The sequence below is a fragment of the Paenibacillus sp. 79R4 genome (assembly GCF_013393165.1).
Classification (GTDB): Bacteria; Bacillota; Bacilli; order Paenibacillales; family Paenibacillaceae; genus Fontibacillus.
Window position 1 is genome coordinate 336110 of record NZ_QJOT01000006.1, and the last position, 21424, is coordinate 357533.

Below are 21424 nucleotides of genomic sequence, written 5' to 3' on the forward strand. Positions count from 1 at the left end.
CTATAATAAGTTTTCAAGCACGCGCTTGGCATACTCCCAATTGCTTTTGTTGCGGGCGTAAGTCGCCTTGCCCTTCTCGGTAATCCTAAAATATTTACGACGTCCGCCCTGAGATTCATCGCCCCAATACCACTCGATATCGCCATCAGCCTCTAGCCGCCGTACGCTGGAGTACATGGTAGCTTCTTTCAATTCATACTCGCCCTCAGAGCGCTGGGCAATCAGCTTGACAATCTCATAGCCGTAGCGGTCAGCTTCAGAGAGGAGTCGTAATATCATCGTATCGGTATGGCCACGCAGCAGGTCTGATGTGATTTTGTTATCGCTCATATAATTACCTCCATATTTGCAGTTTAAATTAAAGTACTATGACAGTCAAGGTAGTATGTTAACTAAAATACCTTGTTGAATTCTTTTCTTACTGTTCACCTGGGTTGGCAGGGCCAAGGGTTTTGCTGTTAAAATACAAAAAAGCCGCAATTATGCGGCTTTAACCATATCTCAACTTATTATATAATCTGACATCGGCTGTAAATTCAATCCAGTTCGCTGCCCTGATGTATGTTTGTTAGATAAAACGTGTGATCTGAGCCAAAGGCAGACGGGATGACCCATATGCAGGGGCTGATGCTTCACCAATGGCAATGAGCAAAATAGGGATTTCATGCTGAGGAAGATTGAATTTTTCCGCAAATTTAACCTTGTCAAAACCACCCATCGGTACTGTATCGTACCCCATATCCTTGGCTAATAGCATAATTTGCATCGATACGAGCCCTGCATCGAAGTGTATAATATTTTTCAATACGGCTTCGGGTAAGCTGCTATATAAAGTCCGGGAATTTTGAATCATGAAGTCCGCTACTTCACGAGTCATAAACCCCTGTTCATAATTGGCATCATAAATTTGCTCTGCATTTTCATACATGCTCAGATCGCCAAGTACAGCAATAATCGCTGAGGAAGTCTCCACTTGTTCCTGATTATTGGCGATGGCACGCAGCTCTTTTTTCACTTGTTGATCCTTAATGACAAGGAATCGCCAAGGCTGCATATTACTCGATGAGGGTGCGGAAATCGCTTGTTCAAGCAGATGTTGCAGCTTTTCTTCCGGAATGACAACTCCCTCTTTATATTTACGTACGGATTTGCGATCATGCATTAATTGTTCTATTGTGGTTTGTGTCGTTGGCATCCTGGATACCCCTTTCTGGTTCACTTTTCAATTTTTCTGCTTCGCCTTCAAACTTCTTGATTAAAGCTTGAAGCTGCTTCAATTCTTGCGCTGTAAAACTGCCGAATAACTCCAGCATATATCGATTCTTATCAAGATCACAGTTGTTTAAGGTTTCTTTCCCCGCCTCTGTAATCTGTACAATCACTTCCCGATTATTTTGCGCATTGCGATTGCGGGTGACATAGCATTCTTCCTCAAGTATTTTTAAGTGTCTCGTTATAGCAGCCTGATCAATTTTCAACTCATGTCGTAACTTCATTTGAGACAGCTGGCCTTTTTCAAGCAGCTTGTACAATATTTCGTATCTGGTTAAGCTAATGCCTGTTCGCTTCTCAAAGTATTGGGTTACGTGTCTATCAATATTTTTGATCATGAGGAAAATCTGTTTCATTTCCTGCTGAGACAGCGCCATTCGTTTCCCACCTCCATATATGACTAATCAATTATTGACTTGTCAATTATAAAACAGTGATATTAATTTATCAAGAAGCTGCTTAAACTTATCGAAAAATACCCCGCCAAACCAAAAAACTCCTGTTTGTCCCAGGAGCTCTGGGAGCATCGTTTTTTCAGTTATAAAGGATTTATTCGTTCATAGCCAATTTACTCCATTCCTGCTTTTTTGTATCTCATAACCTTCCTGTACACCGATTTATCTGACAACTTATTAAAAATATAAGGATCCGGATTGGTGTTAACTTCAATGATCCAAGGAATCCAGGACTGATCGAATCCGATATCAAGCCCGATCTGTTGGATTCCGGGATATTTCTTATGAAGATGCTTTGCTGTTACTACTCCCAATTTATCTAATTTCCGGATGATTTTATCCGTTTTACTTGCTGACAGATGCGTGACGAACAATCGCTTGACATCCATTAGCTTACCACCGCTATGATAATTAGTTACAATCTTCTCCGGCGGGGCAACTCTACCTATGAGGCCTGTCGTTTCCCACACTCCTTCGGGACTTAACTGAACCATCACCCTTATATCAAAACGCCTTTTTTTGTATTTCACCAAATGAATCCCTTTTTGGATCAAATAGCTTTTCTTCTTAGTGTCACTTAATAGGGATTGGTAGAAGCTTTCGAAATCCTGGAAGCTTTTTTCTGCGAGACCAAGCTGGTAGGTATACTTATCTTCCGCTCGCTTCTCCACGCGGATAACTCCTTTTCCGTGAGTTCCGATCTCGGGCTTAACGTATACCATTTCGTATAATTTCAACATCGTCCTAAGTGTAGATTTGGAGAATTTTCGGGTATCCGGAATATGAGCACGAGCTTCCTTATTCCCAAGGAGCGCTTTAGTCTTAAGCCATTTGCTCAATACATACTTGCGACGTTTCTTTAATACCATCGCCATGATTGTTCTCCCTTCGCACGCCTGCTGTTTTAACTAGGAAATTAGAATATACTATGCTCCTCCCAGAGAAACGAAGACAGGTCATTTGAAGGAATTCCGAAAATTAGATCCCCTCTCCAACATATGACGATGTAACGCTTATTGAATTTGAATGCATTATTAAAATGAACATGCATAGAAAGCCCGGTAACCCCTATTAAATGGAGGGCCCCGAGCGGAAGGAATGAGCTTGAGATGCTCGAATTAAATCTGAATTTGTTGGCAGCTTAGAATACAATCCATGAAATAACGATAAACTGCACGGAACCGATAATTTCTATGATGCCTGCCTTCATCGGTTTGATCTGCTTTCCTGACAGGAGGAGTGTGCGAATTAGCGGAATGATGAAAGGCAATGTCATCCAGGGATAACCGCATGCCCAAGGGATGAAGAGCAAAAGGATATGGTAAATTCGTGCAGCTGCCTCCCATTTTTTGTTGCCGCGCTCACGGAAGATCGTCTTCACGAAGAAGGCCGTCCCCATAAAATACAGGAAATTAAAAAGAACGACAAACAGCATCGTTAAATTCCAATCTCCATCCCCATACAGATAGGCTGCAGCGCCTCCGATGGAGAAGATCAGAATGGCGCAGAGATCATTCACGAGCGCTCGTTCTGCCCTCTGCTTCACATGCCATATATTTACGATCAATAACAAGACGAATGGAATGGCAAAATAGAATAACGCCGGCATGTGGTAAAGCGGATACACGAGAGCGGCCAGTGCGATAGCTCCATAAATGGCTGACCACTTCAACAGATGATCGCGCTGCTTCCTTCGTTTCAAAGCTTGCAGCGTAGGATACGATGCTAAATATAAGCACAGCCAGGCGATGAACAATAATATATGATCCCACTTAGGCGTCCCCGCCATCACCCCGAATAGAAATGGCACGCTGACCATTGCCCAGCCACCATGCTCATGTGGAATCACGATGCCCTGATTTGCAGCCTTCAATCGTTTCACCTACTTCATAATCATGTTCGCTGCCGCCCAGTTAGGAGCAGCAATAAAAATGAAATAACTACCATGGAAATCGTCCATAACCATGCCATCGTCATATTGCCGGAATCAACCGCTACGAAGATCGCTGTGGGTACGGTTTGTGTCTTTCCTGGAATGTTGCCAGCGATCATCAGTGTCGCGCCGAATTCGCCCAAACTGCGAGCGAAGCTCAGAATATAGGCGGTGATCACCGATGGAAATGCAAGCGGCAGCGTGATATAGCGAAAAACCTGCCATTCATTCGCGCCGCTCGAACGTGCGGCATCGGTTATTTGTTGATCAATGGTATGAAAGCCCGTCTTCATCGTCTGATAGACGAGTGGAAACGATACGACAACCGAAGCAATCACCGCAGCACCCCACGAGAAAATAATCGGCGCAGAGAACAGCCATTCCGCGAACTGCCCGATCCAGCTTCGTCGTCCAAGCAGGATGAGGAGCAAGAAGCCGACGACCGTGGGCGGCAGCACAAGGGGCAGCATAAATGCGGTCTCAAGTAAAATCTTCCCCTTCACCTTGCTTCTCGACATCGGCCATGCCAAAGCCACTCCGAAGAGCGTACTGAGAATACTTGCGATCAGCGCAACCTGTAGAGATAACCGAATAGGCATCCATAGCTGAGCCCAGTCGACTTGCAGCATACTCATTTCGAATTCGGCACGGAGAATCCGTATTTTGTGAAGACGTCTATCGCTTCCTTCGACTGCAGATAATTGTACAATTCCTCAGTTTCCTTCGCATGGGTTGTCGCTTGGACGATTCCGACAGGATAGGTAATCGGCGTATACAAGGCAGGATCGACGGTGTAGGCCATTTTCACCTGATCTGTTGATAATGCATCGGTTTTATACACGAACCCCGCGTCTGCATTTCCTGTCTCAACATATTGCAGTACTTGGCGGACATCTTTGGCTTGCACCAGCTTGGATTGCAGTTCGTCCCAAACGCCGGCGTTCGTAAGAGCCTCTTGCGCGTATTTTCCCGCGGGAACCGACTCCGGTATTCCGATAGCGATTTTGTGAATATCCGCATTCAGGAGATCCTTCGCTTCTTGAACGGATATCGATGGCTCGGTAGCGGTAATCACCACCAATTCATTGGCGAGCAAGTCCTTCTGTTGATCCTGTGTAATCAGCTTCTTATCCACGAGCGCATTCATATTTTTAGAAGCCGCGGAGAGGAACAGATCCACCGGTGCCCCTTGCTCAATCTGCTGCTGCAATGCGCCGGAAGCGCCGAAGTTGAAATTAAGCTTTACGCCGCTCGTCTTGGCCTCATAATTTTTCTGAATTTCTTGCAGCGCATCGGTTAAGCTGGCTGCAGCGGAGATCGTCAGTTCAACAGCCTCTCCCTTTGCACCGGAGTCCTTACTGGTTTGTTGATTGCCGCAGGCTGAGATCAGCAGCGTCGTGACCAATAGCAAGGCAAGCAAGCCCCATTTTCTTTTCACTAAAACATGTCTCATATAAATCTCTCCTTATCCACCAATTTGTGACATTCTACGCGCAGTAGGCGTGTGTGTAATCGCTGGATCATCGTTCAAGAAATGTGACATTTCATGATTCTCAGGCTTGGTACCGAGAGCATCCAGAAACATTTGCCGTATTGCCTTATCATCCCCGATAACACGCCGGACATGGAATTGTTCCGTCCAGGCTAGACATGGCTTGATATAACCGTCAGCGGTAAGCCTTAGCCGGTTGCAAGACTGGCAGAAATGCTCGCTAACCGGATGGATCAATCCAAAGCTTCCAAGCGCTCCGTCCAGACGGTAATTCTCCGAAGGGCCATTTCCTTGAACCGTTGCCACCGGGCCATAATCCCATCGCTGCTCAGCACAGACCTCCCTCACCCGGGAGAGCGGCAAGTACAAGTTCTTCCACGTCGCATCGCTATGTCCAATCGGCATATACTCAATGAACCGGATATGGATGTCCCGATCCCGTGTTAATCGGATAAATTCCGCGATTTCATCATCGTTTAATCCTCTCATCAGCACCACATTCAATTTGATGGGGCGGAGGCCAGCCTCCACACAAGCATCGATGCTATCCAGCACCTTCCGGACATCACCCCCGCGCGTAATCAGCTTGAACCGATCCGGCTGAAGCGAGTCCATACTGATGTTCACGCGTGTAAGCCCAGCTTCCTTCAAAGCTGACGCTTTGGCCGCAAGGAACATGCCGTTTGTCGTCAGCGAGATATCCTCAATCTCGGGGATCTGCGCAATCATTGCCACTAACTGTTCAAGGTTTTTTCGAACCAAAGGCTCGCCGCCCGTTAAGCGGATTTTACGAATCCCCATCCCTGCTACGACACGTACGACTTCGGTGATTTCTTTGAACGTCAGAATTTTCTCCGCAGGCTCGAACTCCATTCCTTCTTCGGGCATACAGTAAACGCAGCGCAAATTGCAGCGATCGGTCACTGATATCCGCAAATAATGATGCTTTCGGCCATAATTATCGATTAAGCGGGGAATGTTCATTGTTCGACACTCCTTTCCGAAGTTCCTTCTGGTCTTCCTTCCGCATCTCTGCTAATAATGGCCGTCCGTCAGGATAGACCTGCCGATTGAGTTGATCGCCAATCCACTCGGCGTCATCTTCCCCATGTTCTTTTTTCCAGATGGGAACCATCTGCTTGATTCGTTCAATGACGTATTCATTCGCTTCATAGGCCGCTTTGCGATGCGGTGAGGAGACGGCGATCACGACGGCGATATCCGATATCTCTAATCGGCCTACGCGATGCGTCACAGCAACGACGGTATCTGCCCAGCGTTCACGGACCTCGTGCCCGATCTGCTCCATTTGTGCGAGCGCCATGGTCAGGTAGGCTTCATATTCGAGGAATATCGTTCGTTGGCCATAGGTCCATTCACGCACCGTGCCAAGGAATAACGTGATTGCCCCGGCTTCCCTCCGCTTCACTTTATTCGAAACTTCCTCCGGCACGATCGGTTGATCTGTAATCACATACATCGAGCTATTCATAGGTTCCTCTCCTAACTACACGCGCCTTACATATTATAACGGACATAATCCCCGCTTTTGCCGCCTTGCTTTTGTTCCAAGTAAGTCGGACCCAGCACCCTATCTTTATCAAACGCTTTGCACATGTCATAAATCGTGAGCCCCACGGTTTGGGCCGCCGTTAAAGCTTCCATCTCGACCCCCGTCACCCCTGTCGTCTTGACCTGTATACGAAAAGATATCGTCTGCGCATCTTCAACCTCGAACGTAATATCAACCCCCGTGAGCGGAAGCGGATGGCACATAGGAATGAGATCCGCCGTCTTAACCGCCACTAACCGGGGGGAGCAATGCGACCGTGTCATTTGCCGCTATGACAGAGGTCGGTTCGACAAATTGTTCATTAACCGCAATCATGACATGATCGAGCAGCAGAGCCGGATAGCGAAGCTTCAGCTCAGCGATGAAATCTGCTGCCGAGATTGGCCCCAGCTCTATTTCCATGCTGGACGTTCCTAGCTGTTCACTCAAATGGGCGAAACATAATATTTTCATAAGTTTAAGTTCACACCCCCTTATTTTATATCATAAGAAATTAATTAGATTAAGTACCTATAATACCGTTTTTTGGCTTCAAGCGGATCTGAGGTGCCATGAATTAGGGCTCTACCATCTTGGAAAATAACGAGGCGATATCCGCCCTCTTGAATTTGAAGCAGATAAGGATTCAGATGCACATCGGCATGCAACTGCAGAGCCTTGGAGGCTACCAGATTCAAATCCAGAGGCTCTTGGCGTGGATAACGAACCCAGACGGAGGATCGACCGCATAACACTTCTGTTCTCATCGCTGACTCCGACTTCAGATAAGGATAGCTTGGTTGTGCCCCGCAGGTGGGACAGGCCTGCTGCTTCACGGCTCTATTGATCTGAATCGATTGCTGTATGTTCGACCAGAGATCAAACACGGTATATCGATTCGACATTCGCGCAGGGTTTCCAGACAACCATTTCAGCGCTTCTGCCGATTGCATCGCAACGACCATCTGCACCGCCGGCGCAATAATTCCCTCGCGATCACATGATGCCGAACCGATCGGCATCCGTTCCAATACACAGTGCAGACAAGGGGTCTGTCCTGGTATGAAGCCGCACACTGCACCATAACTGCCCGAACAGGCACCGTAAATCCACGGAATTTTATATCGATAGGCGACATCGTTCAGGATATATCGTATTGGGAAATTGTCCGCGGCATCAAGCATCAAATCTACCTTCCTGTTATCCAGCAGCGCACTAAGCTCAGTGGCTGTGCAATCCATGACCTGTGCATGCACGGTAATCTCTGAATTGATCTGTCGGAGACGCTTCGCCGCCGCTACAGCTTTGGGCAATTGATCTATCGCATCCTGTTCGCAGTAGAGCGACTGCCGCTGGAGATTGCTCCATTCCACATAGTCACGATCGATGATGGTGATCGTTCCGACGCCTGAGCGTGCCAGGAGCTCCGCACTCCCGGCGCCCAGCGCCCCCGCTCCAAGGATCAGCACATGCTTTGCCGATAATTCTTGCTGACCTGCCGGGCCGATTGGAGCAAAGTTCTGTTGTCTGCTGTACCGATCGTATGACATGGGTCACCCCCTTATCAAGGATTACTTTCGTTTACGATATACCACATAGCTGCGTGATAGATATTTGATCGGCAAGCTTAGCATGTGTACGAGTCGAGTAAAAGGAAAAACAGCAAATAAAGCCAGGCCGAGAATAATATGAATCTTGAAGATCCATGGCACGGTGTTCATTAATGTATAATCGGGCATAATTCGCATTACCCCGCGTAGCCAGGGCCCGATCGTCTCCCGGTAATCAAAGCCAGAGCGATCCGTCATATTGAACAGCGTCGATGCCATACCTACCACGATAATGAGCGTAAGCAGAATAATCGACAGCATGTCGCCAAAGCTGCTCGTTCTACGAATTCGCACATCGGAGAAGCGGCGGATCACAAGAATGATACATCCGATGAGCGTCATCAGCCCTGCTGCTGAGCCAATCCATAGCGCCATCGCATGATACAGATGATCCGAGACACCAATCGCTTCAAGCCATGACTTCGGAATCAGAATCCCACCGACATGGCCAAAAAAGACAAACATGATCCCGACATGAAATAGATTGCTTCCCCAACGAAGCTTCTTCTTCTCGAGCATTTCGCTCGATTTTGCCGTCCAACCGAACTGATCCGTCTGGTAACGATAGTAGAGACCGACCAGGAAAATAATAAGAATCATATAGGGATAGATAACCCAGAGGAACTGGCTTCCCCATGACATTACGCATTCCCCCCTACGTTGCCGTACCCGGCAGCGGCCCACATCGGTCCGCATCCAAGTGAGGATGGCGTACTTCCGCAACCAACAAATGCCGTCATATCAAAGGACCCCTCTGTTATGCCCGATTGATCCAGGGTAAGCAATATCGCATCAAGTACATGTCGATAGGGACTGCCTGCATGGTGCAGCGCATCCCGGATACTCACTAACGCTTTGCGGAACGAAACGAGGAGGCCCATGCCCCTCTCTTCGTTTGCGATTGCCACATATTCCAATACCAGAGGTAAATAATCCGGCAATTCATCCGTGTCGAGAACGATCTCTTCTTCCTCGTACACTTGCTTTAACTTTAATAATGCCGGACCGCGTTCTCGATCATCCCCAAGCTGTGCGTAAGTCAAATACAAATTCGCCTTTTTGCTAAAATCAAAGGTCTTCACATAAGCCGCTGTAATGGCCTCCGCATCCATTCCTGCGAATTCAACAAGACACTGACCCGCGAGCTCTTGCAGGGACTTTGCCGACTCCGCTTGCTCATCCTGGATCAAATGGCACCAATTCACATACATCTCATCCGCCGTGTCTTGCCATGTAACATCCGGATACTGCAATAGCTGCGAGAATAGCATCCAACTGGAACGCCGCGTAAACTCCTTCATATCCAACCTCCTTTTTTGATGAGTAGCAGGCTGTTAACCGCCGCAAGGCCCCGGGCCGCCCATCATATTCGTAAATCCGCAAGCACCTTGCTCGGAATAGAGATCCGCGAATTCCTCACGATGCGCCGACGGTATGACAAAGCGATCCTCGTACTTCGCAATGGCCAAGAGGCGGTACATTTCCTCTGTGTCTTTGGCGGTCATCCCAAATTGCTCCAGTAATACAAGGTCAGGCGACTTGTTCAGGTTAAGCGAACGCATATGGGAACGCATGACAGCCATCTTCTTCAACACGCGGGTAATCACTTCGGTATCGCCCGCAGAGAGCAGGTTTGCGAGGTATTGTACGGGAATTCGCATATCATCAATCGCCGGGAAAATATCGTCCGGCGTCGCTGTCGCCCCTTTGCCTTCCACCATATTCGTGATCGGGCTAAGCGGCGGAACATACCAGACCATCGGCAATGTCCGGTATTCCGGATGCAGCGGAAGCGCGATTTTCCAATCGACCGCCATTTTATAGATTGGCGAACGCTGCGCGTGCTCAATCCAATCTTCGGGAATATTCGCTGCGCGTGCGGCAGCAATTACCTCAGGGTCCTTCGGATCGAGGAAAATATCCAGCTGCGACTCGTAGAGTTCCTGCTCATCAGTCACGGAAGCCGCTGCTTCCACCCGATCTGCATCGTAGAACATGACGCCCAGGTAACGAATGCGCCCTACGCAGGTTTCGGAACATATCGTGGGCAATCCCTGTTCAATTCGCGGGAAGCACAAGGTACATTTTTCGGCTTTATTCGTCTGCCAGTTGAAGTAGACTTTCTTGTACGGACAGCTGGATACGCAGAACCGCCATGACCGGCAGGCGTTCTGATCGACGAGCACAATTCCGTCCTCGTCACGCTTATACATCGCACCGGATGGGCAGCTTGAGACACAGGAGGGATTGATGCAATGCTCGCAAATTCGTGGCAAATACATCATGAACACCTGCTCGAATTCCATTCGCACCGCCTCTTCGATGCCGGCCATATTCGGATCGCGGTAACCTGACTCATGAACCCCCGCGAGGTCATCTTCCCAGTTCGGTCCCCATTCCAAATTCATATATTCGCCTGTAATTTGGGATTTCGGACGAGCTACGGGCTGATGCTTGCGTTCCGGACTTTGCTGAAGCTTCTCGTAATCATAGTCCCACGGTTCGTAGTATTCATCGATCGTCGGTTGATCCGGATTGTGGAATATATTCTTCAATCGGTTGGCGCGGCTGCCGGAGCGCAGCTCCAGCTTGCCGTTCTTGAGCATCCAACCGCCTTTATACTTGGCTTGATCCTCCCATTGCTTGGGATACCCGATGCCCGGCTTGGTCTCAACATTGTTGAACCACATGTATTCCGCGCCTTTACGGTTTGTCCATGTGTTCTTGCACGTAACCGAGCAGGTGTGGCATCCAATACATTTATCCAAGTTCATGACCATCCCGATTTGCGCTTTAATCCTCAAGCCAATTCACCTCCTCAAGTTTGCGAATCACGACATATAGATCCCGTTGATTCCCTGTTGGTCCATAGTAGTTGAATCCATAGCTCAACTGCGCATATCCGCCGATCATATGGGTCGGCTTCACATGAATCCGGGTCGGGCTGTTATGCGTTCCACCGCGCGTTGTTGTCACATCGGTGGCAGGCACGTTAATCGTCCGATCCTGTGCATGGTGCATATAAGCCATACCGCGCGGCATCCGGTGGGTAACCACTGCACGGGCAACAACAGCGCCATTTTGATTAAAGCATTCGATCCAATCGTTATCCTCGACCTCCGCGGCGGCGGCATCGTCCTTATTGATCCAGACGGTGGGGCCGCCGCGGAACAGCGTAAGCATCGGCAAGGAGTCGAAATACATACTATGAATCGACCATTTGCTATGCGGAGTCATAAAGTTCAGGACGATCTCCTTCCCCTTCTCCGCCGGGCGCTTCTTGTTCGTATGGAATGGCGCATGCTTCATCGTCGGTTTGTAGACCGCCATATTCTCGCCAAATTCGGTGAGCATCTCATGATCCAGGAAGTAATGCTGACGCCCGGTTAACGTTCGATATGGAATCAAACGTTCCACATTGGTCGTAAATGGCGAATACCGGCGTCCGTGCTGCTCGGAGCCACTGAAGGCGGGTGAAGTAATGACCGTCTTCGGCTGTGTTGTAATCTCATTGAAGGTGAAGCGTTCTTCGATGCGGTCCTCTGCCAAATCCTTGAGTTGAAGCGCGGTTTTCTTCTCCAATGCCTGCCATGCTTTGACGGCCATTTTTCCGTTGCTCGTCGAAGACAGAGTGAGTATCGCTTCCGCCATGTGTCGATCCGTGAAGAGCTTCGGACAGCCCTCGCTGATCCCGGGCTCATCGACAACGCCGTTCACTTTTTTCATCAGCTCGTATTCATCGGCCGCTGACCAGTTCATCCCTTTGATGCCGTAAGGCTTATCTTTAATATTCGGCCCAAGCGCCGTCATTTTCTTATACACCTCGGCATAATCCCGCTCAACGACTACGAATTTCGGCATTGTCTTGCCTGGGATCGCTTCGATCTCTCCCTTGCTCCAGTCGAGGATCTTACCGAAAGGCTGCGCCAGCCCATCCGGCGTATCATGCTGCTAAGGTACGGCGACAATATCGCGCTGCGGCGCATCAAATTGCGTTGCTGCCATATCGGAGAAGGTCCTGGCAATCGTCTTGAACGTCTCCCAATCGGACTTCGATTCCCATAATGGCGGCACCGCCGGATTAAATGGATGAATGAACGGATGCATATCCGTCGACGAGAGATCGCTCTTCTCATACCAGGTAGCCGCTGGCAGGACGATATCCGAATACACGGCGGTTCCGGACATGCGGAAATCGATATCCACCATGAGATCAAGCTTGCCCTCTGCCGCCTGTTCATGCCATTTTATCTCCTCGGGACGGATCGTATCCGCATCATCATTTAATAAGCCGTTATGCGCACCAAGTAAGTATTTTAAGAAATATTCATGCCCTTTCCCCGAGCTGGAGATCAAATTTGCGCGCCAGACAAACATCACTTTCGGATGATTCACCTCGGCATCGGGATCTTCGATCGCGAACTGCAATTCCCGATTCTTGAGCTGAGCCGCAACATAGCTCGCAATCGCCTCGGGGGTATCAACCCCCTGCGCGGCCGCTTTGTTCGCCACTTCAATGGAGTTCGCATTGAACTGCGGATAAGACGGCAGCCAGCCCAAGCGTGCGGCCATCACATTGTAATCTGCATAATGCGCATAACGCGCTTTGTCGACCAGGGCTGACGTATGTCCATCCACCGGATTGGATTCGAATCTCCATTGATTCGTTGCAAAATAGAAAAAGGATGTTCCATTTTGCTGTCGTGGCGGCAGGGTCCAGTCTCTTGCAAAGGCAACATTCGCCCAGCCTTCTGCAGGACGCAATTTCTCCTGTCCGACGTAATGCGCCCAGCCGCCGCCATTGACCCCTTGACAGCCTGTCATTAAGACGAGGTTCAGCACGCTACGATAAATCGTATCCGAGTTGTACCAGTGGTTAATGCCTGCCCCGACGATGATCATCGATCGTCCTTCGCTGTCTACTGCATTCTGCGCGAATTCTCTCGCAATCTGAATGACGGATGCACGGTCAACGCCCGTAATTGGCTCCTGCCATGCGGGGGTATATGCGATGTTCGCGTCATCGTAGTCGCTTCCAATGGTCGGATCGACGCCATACTGGGCGAGCATAAGATCGAACACAGTTGTGACGCGGTATTCCGCGCCCCCTACCCCCGTAACGGTACGGTAAGGGATGCGCCTGGAAATCGCGGATTTGCCTTCGTCGGCGAAATAAGGAAGCTTGATCTCAAGCCGGCCCTCAGCAGAATCCCTAAGTCCGAGCTGGGGTACAATTTCTTCAGCTGTGAACGTGTCGACCATTTCCAGATTCCATGTGCCCTCTTCCCCCCAACGGGAGCCGATCGTACCATTAGGAATGCGAAGTTCACCGGATTTCTCATCTATGAGAACCGTCTTCCATTCCTTGTTATTTGTATCGATTCCAAGATCGTTTGCCGTGAGGAACCGATCGGCTGTGAATACGCCATCTTGCTCCTGGAGCAGTACGAGGAATGGAAAATCGGTATACTTCTTCGAATAATTTTCAAAATACGAAGTACTTTGCTTCACATAGAACTCGTTGAGGATGACATGCCCCATCGCCATAGCGAGTGCGCCATCCGTTCCTTGCTTCGCTGCAAGCCATTTATCGGCGAACTTTACGAATTCCGCATAGTCCGGACTGATCGATACGACTTTGGTTCCGCGGTAACGAGCTTCCGTCATGAAATGTGCATCCGGAGTTCTTGTCATCGGCAGATTTGAACCCCATACGAGCAAGTAACTCGAGTTGTACCAGTCGCTGCTCTCAGGAACATCTGTCTGGTCTCCCCATATTTGCGGCGAGGCCGGCGGCAAATCGGCATACCAGTCGTAAAAGCTGAGCAGCGGCGAACCGATGAGGGATAAGAACCGTGAGCCCGCGGCATAGCTTACCATCGACATAGCCGGGATCGGGGAGAACCCGATGATGCGGTCCGGACCATATTGCCGGATCGTGTGGATCATGGAAGCGGAGATGATCTCGGATACCTCGTCCCAAGTCGCGCGAACCATGCCGCCTTTCCCGCGAGCCGATTTATATGTCAATTTTTTGTTGTCGTCCTGTACGATAGATTTCCACGCTGCAACGGGATCGGGATGCCGGCTCTTCGCTTCACGCCATAGATTCAGCAGCTTGCCACGAATATAGGGATATTTCACACGCAGCGGACTATAGAGGTACCAGGAAAAGCTGGCTCCACGCGGACAGCCGCGCGGCTCGAATTCCGGCATGTCCGGTCCTGTCGTCGGGTAATCCGTTTGCTGTGTCTCCCACGTCACAATCCCGTCTTTCACGAAAATTTTCCAACTGCATGAACCTGTACAGTTCACGCCATGGGTTGAGCGAACAACCTTATCATGCTGCCAGCGGTTCCGATACATATTCTCCCAAGAACGATCGGCTGTGGATTCTTCGCTCCACCCTTCCGCATTCGTCTCGCGCTTACGGAAAAATTTCAGCTTTTGGATTAGCGGATTGGTCTTGTTCATCTTTCCAGCTCCTTGCGCCTTATGATATTTCTATTGTAGAGGCTGGGGCTGGTCGATAAGAGGGGGGAACTCCCTCATTTCACAGTAGGGATTTCCCGATATCGATCATTGAAATGACTTGCGCTCTATAGATTCACTGCGTGATTGCGGGATTGGTTCTGAATATCCACAGGGTCGATTTCACTGAACACGCCGACATAATAATTTGTCTCACCAACATCATTTTTGATCCCGTTAATGGTCAGATGCTGCAAATACAATTCGCCATTTTGCTTTTTGTTCCAGATGTTGCCCGACCATGCGTTTTCTATTCCAAGCTGCCTCCACATAGCTTCATAGAAGGTATTATCATGCTTTCCGGATTTCAAGAAGCCTGGCTTCTGGCCAATAGCAGCCTCACTGGGGTAGCCTGTAATTTCTGTGAACGCCGGATTGACGGTTAGAATCAGCCCTTTGGAATTAGTAACCAATACGGCTTGCGATGTGCCTCGTACAATTTGTTCCGCTAATTTCACGCGATCCTGCCAATACATGTAGAGAACAAGAAGCACGCTGCACAGCGCGACCATTGCCAACGCCATGAATCCGATCGCATAGTGACCTGTCATCGCAAATAGCAAGGATAACATAAGCGGCGGGAAGAATCCGCCCAATCCGCCCAGCGCCGATATCAACCCGTTCGCAATCCCGGATTGCTTCGCGAAGTAAAGCGGAACCAATTTGAAGATCGTACCGTTACCCAATCCCGCGCATAAACCGATTAACAGACAACCCACAGTGAAGAGCGGAATCGACGGGGAGAAAGCGAGCAAAATGCCGCCGATCGTAAGTCCGCTGAATACGAACAGCAGTATTTTAAATGGATTGAGCTTATCCCCAAGCCATCCTCCCACCGGCCGCATAAAGGTAGCGAGAGTTACGAACCCGGCGGTACGTAGACCCGCATCGACTTTACTGATCCCGAAGGTATTCACCAGATGGTTGGGCAAGAAGACGGTGAACGCTACGAAGGCCCCGAACGTAATGAAGTAAAAGAAGCAAATCAGCCACAGTTTTTCATTTCTGTAGATGCCTTTAATTTGTTCCATCAATCGGGTATTGAGCTTCGTTTCCTTCCGATCGCCTATGAAGAAGTTGGCAAGGGCAAAGATCGCGAGCAGAATCAAATAGGCCTGAACTGTCGAACGCCATCCGATCTGTGTCGCCAAGACCGGGGCGAAAAATGTGCTTAGCGCCGAGCCCAAGTTCCCCAGTCCGTAAATCCCGTTAACGAACCCATGTCTTTCTTGGGGATAATATTTGGGTAAAGAGGTTACCCCTACGGAGAATGTTGCACCGGAGATCCCTAAGAACAACCCGCCTATAATCAGATCCGGGAAGCTCTTGGCTTGACTGATGTAGAATACAGGAGCGAGCAGCAAGATGAAGCTGATCATAAACATGTTGCGCGCCCCGTATTTATTGGTCCAATAGCCGAACGGAATCCTCAGAATCGAACCCAGGACAACCGGGACCGCCGTGACTAAAGATAGCTGTCCCGGTGTTAGTGAAATACCGTCTTTAATAAATACAATTAATGATGACAAGATGCCCCATACCGCAAATCCGAGAATCAGACTTAACGTTTGCAAGGGTAATATCGCTTTGGATCGTTTCATTGCTTATTCCTCCTCGTGAAATCGACTACCTATCGATCATTATCCGTGGAGACTGTCACGAAAAAAAATTGGGGAATTCCCTCATTTGCTTTCTAGGAAATTCCCCATCTCGGACTTAAGCTATTTAGTTCCAATTCAATTCATCCAATAATAATCGCGTGGGTATGGTAAAGCGCACGGACTGTTGTCGTTCTTCCACCATAATTTCCAAGTTGCATTTCAATGCGATGAGCTGTTCCTGAACGGGGTTAAACAACTCCCGGGATAAATGGCAGACTCCTTCGCATTCATATTCAACCAACGTATGCCCCCCATCGTCCTGTCCCAGCACAATCTTCGCTGCCGCATGGGATTGGATACAGCGGCATACGAGCAGTTCGAGAATCGTTGCGATCTGCTCTTGGCGCTCATCGGGCAATCGCGTAATACGCTGGTCCAGCAGTTCACAGGTGACCCCTTGAGCACGAAAATTCCGTAAATGCTTAAGCAGCGGGCTTGATTGAAGCATCTCCACCTTGCTGTGCATAACCTCTGACAAAGGCTGGATCGTGATGCTGTCATATAATGCTGCCAGTATGGAGGCTGCTTGTTCCACACGCTCAATCTCCTGCCGGCTGAATAGCCTCTTCTCCCGCTGACCTACGAGCAGGACGCCGTAAGATTCCTTCTGTTCGATCCGTCCCGAGTCTACCGAGACCCCTACGCCAGAACGTAATGATTCCACGAGGAAAATAGGATATTCCAACACCTCATCCTGCACTTCTTCAGGAAAGGAGGTCACCACATGGGGGCGTCTGGCTTGCAATACCTTCCCTGCCATTCCGTTGCCCATTCGCACCGTGATTTTCTTGTAACGCTCTGAATTGGCGCCAAGTGCAATTTTCCAGTATATATCCCGGTAATTGGCATCAGCCAGTGCCACGGCGACAAAATCAAGCGCCATGTCTGACTTCAGCTGCTGCAATTCCAGTTGAATTTGCTGCTGAATCGTCAGCGGTTGATCGCTTTCATTAATCAAAATCGAGCAACCCCCTTCTATATGCGAATTTCATCAGTTCCCGTCGATTATTTAATTGGAGCTTTTCCATAATATTGGCCTTATGGTTCTCAATCGTCTTCACGCTGATCGTTAGCAGGTCAGCAGCCTCTTTATTGGTGTAGCCTTTCGCAACAAGAGTCAAAATTTCTTTTTCCCGTTCGGTTAATGTCTCGAACGCGTCCTTTGTTTCCCTTGTCTGGGCTTGCAAGTAACCCTCGATGACTTTTTTCGTTGCTGTCGGATGCAAATAAACCAGTCCTTGATGAACCTGCGTAATGGCCGTCACAAGTTCCGAGATTGGGGCCGATTTGAGAATATAACCGGAAGCGCCTGCTCTCAGCGCGCGAAATAAGTACTGCTCATCATCGTGCATCGTAAGAATGATGACCTTGACCTCCGGCATCGATTGCAGCAGTTCGCTTGTCGTATATAGTCCATCGCGACCATTGGGCATGCTTAAATCCATAAGTACAAGATCAGGATGCAGTTCAAAGGCTGCCTTCATGCAAGATATGCCATCCGCTGCTTCTCCCACGACCTGAATCCCCGGTTTCGTATCCAGAACAGCACGAAGTCCACTGCGAACAACCGCGTGATCGTCGACAATTAACACTTTGATATCCATCGTATACACATCCTCTTTGTTTACATAGCGTGTTGGTCGCCAATGGGCACCTTGACTTGAATCGCTGTTCCTTGTCCCGGTGTCGATTGAATATCGAATTCTCCGCCCAGAATATTGACGCGCTCCTCCATACTATAGAGTCCAACGCCTTGACGCAATTCGGTTGTCAGCATAAATCCGATTCCATAATCGCGAATATGCAGCTCAGCGAACCTCGGCAGCAGCTTTAATCTGACATCGACGACTTCGGTATGCGAATATTTCGCAGCATTGGTAAGCGCCTCTTGAACGATGCGGTAAAAAGCAATTTCATGCGCTGCTGGCAACCGCCCGCTGTCTCCTTCAATCGTGAACAACACTTGAATTCCGAATTTCTGCCCATATAACCTCACATAGTTGCGAAGTGCCGCCACAAGGCCGATATCATCAAGCGCAGAAGGTCGCAATTCAACGGACAAATCACGAATATCTTCAATGGTATGACGAATGGATGCCTGCAAAGCATCCAGGGGTTCTTCTGCTGCGTCAGTCTCCTCCGACTCAAGTGAAGCTTTCAGCATCTCCGTCTGAATCAAAATACTGTACAAGGACTGACCAATTCCGTCGTGCAGCTCTCTTGAGATGCGTTTGCGTTCATTTTCTTGCGCGGACAAAATAGAGTGGGTAATCATTTTGGCTATCTGATGCTGTTCTTCCTGACGCTGTTCCTCCACTTCTTGTATACGAATAATGTTCAACTGGCCATACATGGGATCCCGATATTTCGAGACGCTGGCATTAAGCGACTTCGTCAAACCGCTTGGCGTCGTCAATTGCAATTCCACAGCCTGTTGGTTAGGCAACGTAATAAAACATTTTTGGTAGGAACAAATCTTGTTTAACCCCGGATAATTCGAACATAGATTGCAGAAATTGATCGAAACCGACTCATGATCCATATGGATCATCTGACCGGCAACAGGGTTCATTCGAACAATATTTAGGGCATGATCCAGCACCAGAATTCCATCCGGACTATGCTTGAAGACATTCGAGAGCAGTTCCTGCTCGGAGCGGAGCTTGTGGCTCTGCCAATAAATAATAAAGAAAAACATCGTGGTAATCATCAATACAAACAAAAAAACCGGCACATATTCCGGCCAGCCTCGACTCTCCTCATGAAGGACGGCGCGAATCGCAAATACGATAATCAAGGTGGTGCTCAGGGTTAAGATCCCGTTCTTCACCATGAATTTCGCAAATGCTTTGGTTCTCTGAAACGTGGATAACAAAGGTGCTCCTCCCCCCATCCTTATTTACTGAAAGTCTATCATTGATTAAATTGGGCAAAGTGTGATTCTCATCACGTGTATGCCTTAGAGCATTCTCTTCAGCAGTTCTATAGCGACCACATTTCCGTTCGTCAAGAACATACGTTCTGTATCGTTAAAATAAGCATATGTAGGCGATAAACGGACAAAAATGGAGGATTCGCGAGTTTATTAACATGAATAGTCCATAAGTGGAACGGCTGTGTGAATCTATTGCCAACTTTATAAGCTCTGAAAAAGCAAAGGACACTACATATAAATATGTAATGTCCTTTTTTCGCGAAAACACCTCAGCTACATGGAAATAGTCTTTGTTGCAACGGTTTGTTGAAAGGCCTGATCATGTTCAACAATCACCATGGTTGGATTAAAGGTTTGAACAAGCTCTTCAATCTGTACGCGCGAAAAAATATCAATAAAATTCAACGGTTCATCCCAAATATATAAATGAGCTTTTTCACATAAGCTTTTGGCGATTAGCAGCTTTTTCTTTTGTCCCCCAGAGTAATGAGATATATCCTTCTCAAATTGTATCCGATCAAAGTCCATTTTGCGTAAGATCGATTTAAATAACGATTCATCAATCTCATGTTCCTGGATAAAGTCTGATAACCTCCCCTTCAAATGAGAAGTATCCTGCTCCACATAGGATATGATCAATCCACTGCTTAAAGTGATTAAGCCGGTATGCGGTATCGGATAACCTAAGATTAGCTTCAGGATACTGCTTTTTCCGCTCCCGTTTTTCCCATCAAGTACAATCCGGTCGCCTGGCTCAACGATAAAGCTAATAGGCTTATTCACGATCTGTTCATCGTACTTAACAGACAAATCGGACAAAACAATCCATTCTTTCGAGTGAAATTCCAAGGGTTCCAATTTTAAAGGCTCGGTTTTTTCCACATTTTTTAGCAGCTTGGACTTTTCTTCAATCGCTTTTTGTTGTCTTGACTCCATATTCTTTGCTCTCTTCATCATCTTTGCCGCTTTATGTCCTACAAACCCCTTGTCCAGCTTGGAACCCGAGTTTGTTGTCCCATTTTTTGAAGCTTCCACCTGATTAGACCAACCTGCCGAACGCTTTGTGGAATCCTTTAATCTCCCGATGTCTTTTTGTAGACGCTCATGGGTTGCCTCTTCATATTCCTGCTGCCTATCAAAGTTCAACTTCCATGAAGAATAGTTCCCGCTTTGAACCTCAATATTCGCTCTATTGATCGACAGGATATGGTCAACGCATCCATCTAAAAAGATTCTGTCGTGCGAAATTAAAATGAACCCTTTTTTCTTCTTCAAGTAATTGGAGACCATCTTGCGCCCTTCAGTGTCTAAATGATTGGTTGGCTCATCAATTAACAGAAATTGACCTTCCTTCAAAAATAGAGCGGCCAGCAGCACCTTGGTTTGTTCCCCATTTGATAAGGTTCTAAAAGGGCGGTACATGACCTCGGCATCCACATTTAGATAAGATATTTCACGAAGGAATTCCCAATCTTCCGCTTGGGGACAAATTTCCTCAAGGACCTCATAAGTATACTTGGCGGTATCCGACACCGGATATGGGAAATAATTAAATTCTACCGATGAAGTGATCTTCCCGCTATACTGATAATTCCCTAATAAGAGATTAAAAAATGTGGTTTTCCCCCGTCCGTTTCTACCGATAAATCCAAGCTTCCAATCCGTATCTATTTGAAAGCTGACCCCTTCAAAAACGTTGTCATAGCTGCCCGGATAAGAAAACGTTAGGTCTTGAACCTGTATGATTGACATGTTTTGATTCCTCCGTATAAGTTTGATAGATTTTAGCGGCTTATACGGAGCATTACATGTGTAACGATGGCGTCTGTGGTACTCATTCCTTCCCTCCTTTATTGTCAAAGCTTATAGGCCAATCTATGGGAGAATCATGACCACCCGTCTAACGGGTGGTTTGCTCTAAGGCTATAAGCCTTTATTACCGGCTCGCGTCTAAAGGCGCTAGCTTTCACTTCGCTCAAGCTA

19 protein-coding genes and 2 pseudogenes are annotated in these 21424 nt (G+C 48.1%); all 21 read right to left on the bottom strand.

Annotation, left to right across the window (positions count from 1 at the left end; translation table 11 throughout):
• On the bottom strand, window positions 1-330 hold the full coding sequence (locus DMN77_RS11170) for a PadR family transcriptional regulator (RefSeq protein ID WP_068781184.1): 330 nt from the start codon (window positions 328-330) through the stop codon (window positions 1-3).
• Between the two features lie 238 nt (window positions 331-568).
• Complete coding sequence (locus DMN77_RS11175; RefSeq protein ID WP_068781183.1) at window positions 569-1195, bottom strand: nitroreductase family protein; 627 nt, start codon at window positions 1193-1195, stop codon at window positions 569-571.
• Complete coding sequence (locus tag DMN77_RS11180; protein ID WP_069188370.1) at window positions 1155-1649, bottom strand: MarR family winged helix-turn-helix transcriptional regulator; 495 nt, start codon at window positions 1647-1649, stop codon at window positions 1155-1157. The genes DMN77_RS11175 and DMN77_RS11180 overlap by 41 nt, the downstream gene beginning before the upstream one ends.
• Window positions 1650-1840: 191 nt before the next feature.
• Window positions 1841-2602 carry a YheC/YheD family protein gene (locus DMN77_RS11185; RefSeq protein WP_256872347.1) on the bottom strand — a complete coding sequence of 254 codons (762 nt, stop codon included), beginning with the start codon at window positions 2600-2602 and terminating at the stop codon, window positions 1841-1843.
• A 266-nt stretch (window positions 2603-2868) separates the two neighbouring features.
• Window positions 2869-3600, bottom strand: a complete 732-nt coding sequence (locus DMN77_RS11190) for a YwiC-like family protein (protein WP_256872348.1) — start codon at window positions 3598-3600, stop codon at window positions 2869-2871.
• Between the two features lie 20 nt (window positions 3601-3620).
• Entirely contained in the window at window positions 3621-4295 is a 675-nt protein-coding gene (gene modB / locus DMN77_RS11195) for a molybdate ABC transporter permease subunit (protein ID WP_179014956.1), read from the bottom strand.
• The gene (gene modA / locus DMN77_RS11200; protein ID WP_179014958.1) at window positions 4292-5113 is read right to left on the bottom strand and encodes a molybdate ABC transporter substrate-binding protein; all 822 of its coding nucleotides are present in this window, start codon (window positions 5111-5113) and stop codon (window positions 4292-4294) included. Before modA ends, modB begins: the two co-directional genes overlap by 4 nt.
• A 12-nt stretch (window positions 5114-5125) precedes the next feature.
• Window positions 5126-6136 (bottom strand): GTP 3',8-cyclase MoaA, encoded by a 1011-nt coding sequence (moaA, locus tag DMN77_RS11205; protein WP_179014959.1) that lies wholly within the window; start codon window positions 6134-6136, stop codon window positions 5126-5128.
• The gene (locus DMN77_RS11210; protein WP_068781179.1) at window positions 6111-6644 is read right to left on the bottom strand and encodes a molybdenum cofactor biosynthesis protein MoaE; all 534 of its coding nucleotides are present in this window, start codon (window positions 6642-6644) and stop codon (window positions 6111-6113) included. Before DMN77_RS11210 ends, moaA begins: the two co-directional genes overlap by 26 nt.
• A gap of 26 nt (window positions 6645-6670) precedes the next feature.
• Window positions 6671-6961 (bottom strand): annotated as a pseudogene (locus DMN77_RS11215) (cyclic pyranopterin monophosphate synthase MoaC); the annotation flags it as partial.
• A complete protein-coding gene (locus tag DMN77_RS11220; protein ID WP_068781178.1) occupies window positions 6948-7178 on the bottom strand; it encodes a MoaD/ThiS family protein in 231 nt (76 codons plus the stop codon). The pseudogene DMN77_RS11215 and the gene DMN77_RS11220, both read right to left, overlap by 14 nt.
• A 44-nt stretch (window positions 7179-7222) precedes the next feature.
• Window positions 7223-8254, bottom strand: a complete 1032-nt coding sequence (locus DMN77_RS11225; RefSeq protein WP_179014961.1) for a ThiF family adenylyltransferase — start codon at window positions 8252-8254, stop codon at window positions 7223-7225.
• Between the two features lie 21 nt (window positions 8255-8275).
• Window positions 8276-8956, bottom strand: coding sequence for a respiratory nitrate reductase subunit gamma (gene narI, locus DMN77_RS11230; protein WP_179014962.1), 681 nt, complete (start codon window positions 8954-8956; stop codon window positions 8276-8278).
• Window positions 8956-9615: a nitrate reductase molybdenum cofactor assembly chaperone gene (gene narJ / locus DMN77_RS11235; RefSeq protein WP_068781175.1), complete on the bottom strand. Its 660-nt coding sequence runs from the start codon at window positions 9613-9615 to the stop codon at window positions 8956-8958. The genes narI and narJ overlap by 1 nt, the downstream gene beginning before the upstream one ends.
• A 33-nt stretch (window positions 9616-9648) precedes the next feature.
• Window positions 9649-11118 (bottom strand): nitrate reductase subunit beta, encoded by a 1470-nt coding sequence (gene narH, locus DMN77_RS11240; protein ID WP_068781174.1) that lies wholly within the window; start codon window positions 11116-11118, stop codon window positions 9649-9651.
• Window positions 11108-14788 (bottom strand): annotated as a pseudogene (locus tag DMN77_RS11245) (nitrate reductase subunit alpha). The gene narH and the pseudogene DMN77_RS11245 overlap by 11 nt, the downstream one beginning before the upstream one ends.
• 125 nt (window positions 14789-14913) lie before the next feature.
• On the bottom strand, window positions 14914-16446 hold the full coding sequence (locus tag DMN77_RS11250) for a nitrate/nitrite transporter (RefSeq protein ID WP_179014964.1): 1533 nt from the start codon (window positions 16444-16446) through the stop codon (window positions 14914-14916).
• A 124-nt stretch (window positions 16447-16570) separates the two neighbouring features.
• Entirely contained in the window at window positions 16571-17464 is an 894-nt protein-coding gene (locus DMN77_RS11255) for a hypothetical protein (protein WP_179014965.1), read from the bottom strand.
• The gene (locus tag DMN77_RS11260; RefSeq protein WP_068781170.1) at window positions 17457-18110 is read right to left on the bottom strand and encodes a response regulator; all 654 of its coding nucleotides are present in this window, start codon (window positions 18108-18110) and stop codon (window positions 17457-17459) included. Before DMN77_RS11260 ends, DMN77_RS11255 begins: the two co-directional genes overlap by 8 nt.
• Window positions 18111-18130: 20 nt before the next feature.
• The gene (locus tag DMN77_RS11265; RefSeq protein WP_179014966.1) at window positions 18131-19381 is read right to left on the bottom strand and encodes a sensor histidine kinase; all 1251 of its coding nucleotides are present in this window, start codon (window positions 19379-19381) and stop codon (window positions 18131-18133) included.
• Between the two features lie 333 nt (window positions 19382-19714).
• On the bottom strand, window positions 19715-21193 hold the full coding sequence (locus tag DMN77_RS11270) for an Lsa family ABC-F type ribosomal protection protein (protein WP_179014967.1): 1479 nt from the start codon (window positions 21191-21193) through the stop codon (window positions 19715-19717).
• Window positions 21194-21424 lie beyond the last annotated feature (231 nt).

Bases quoted from the DNA above. Each gene is read 5' to 3' on its own strand.
- modA (WP_179014958.1), bottom strand. From the start codon at position 5,113: ATGAGACATGTTTTAGTGAAAAGAAAATGGGGCTTGCTTGCCTTGCTA.
- modB (WP_179014956.1), bottom strand. From the start codon at position 4,295: ATGAGTATGCTGCAAGTCGACTGGGCTCAGCTATGGATGCCTATTCGG.
- moaA (WP_179014959.1), bottom strand. From the start codon at position 6,136: ATGAACATTCCCCGCTTAATCGATAATTATGGCCGAAAGCATCATTAT.
- DMN77_RS11175 (WP_068781183.1), bottom strand. From the start codon at position 1,195: ATGCCAACGACACAAACCACAATAGAACAATTAATGCATGATCGCAAA.
- DMN77_RS11250 (WP_179014964.1), bottom strand. From the start codon at position 16,446: ATGAAACGATCCAAAGCGATATTACCCTTGCAAACGTTAAGTCTGATT.
- DMN77_RS11220 (WP_068781178.1), bottom strand. From the start codon at position 7,178: ATGAAAATATTATGTTTCGCCCATTTGAGTGAACAGCTAGGAACGTCC.
- DMN77_RS11260 (WP_068781170.1), bottom strand. From the start codon at position 18,110: ATGGATATCAAAGTGTTAATTGTCGACGATCACGCGGTTGTTCGCAGT.
- DMN77_RS11185 (WP_256872347.1), bottom strand. From the start codon at position 2,602: ATGGCGATGGTATTAAAGAAACGTCGCAAGTATGTATTGAGCAAATGG.
- DMN77_RS11210 (WP_068781179.1), bottom strand. From the start codon at position 6,644: ATGAATAGCTCGATGTATGTGATTACAGATCAACCGATCGTGCCGGAG.
- narI (WP_179014962.1), bottom strand. From the start codon at position 8,956: ATGTCATGGGGAAGCCAGTTCCTCTGGGTTATCTATCCCTATATGATT.
- narJ (WP_068781175.1), bottom strand. From the start codon at position 9,615: ATGAAGGAGTTTACGCGGCGTTCCAGTTGGATGCTATTCTCGCAGCTA.
- DMN77_RS11225 (WP_179014961.1), bottom strand. From the start codon at position 8,254: ATGTCATACGATCGGTACAGCAGACAACAGAACTTTGCTCCAATCGGC.
- DMN77_RS11180 (WP_069188370.1), bottom strand. From the start codon at position 1,649: ATGGCGCTGTCTCAGCAGGAAATGAAACAGATTTTCCTCATGATCAAA.
- DMN77_RS11170 (WP_068781184.1), bottom strand. From the start codon at position 330: ATGAGCGATAACAAAATCACATCAGACCTGCTGCGTGGCCATACCGAT.
- DMN77_RS11270 (WP_179014967.1), bottom strand. From the start codon at position 21,193: ATGTCAATCATACAGGTTCAAGACCTAACGTTTTCTTATCCGGGCAGC.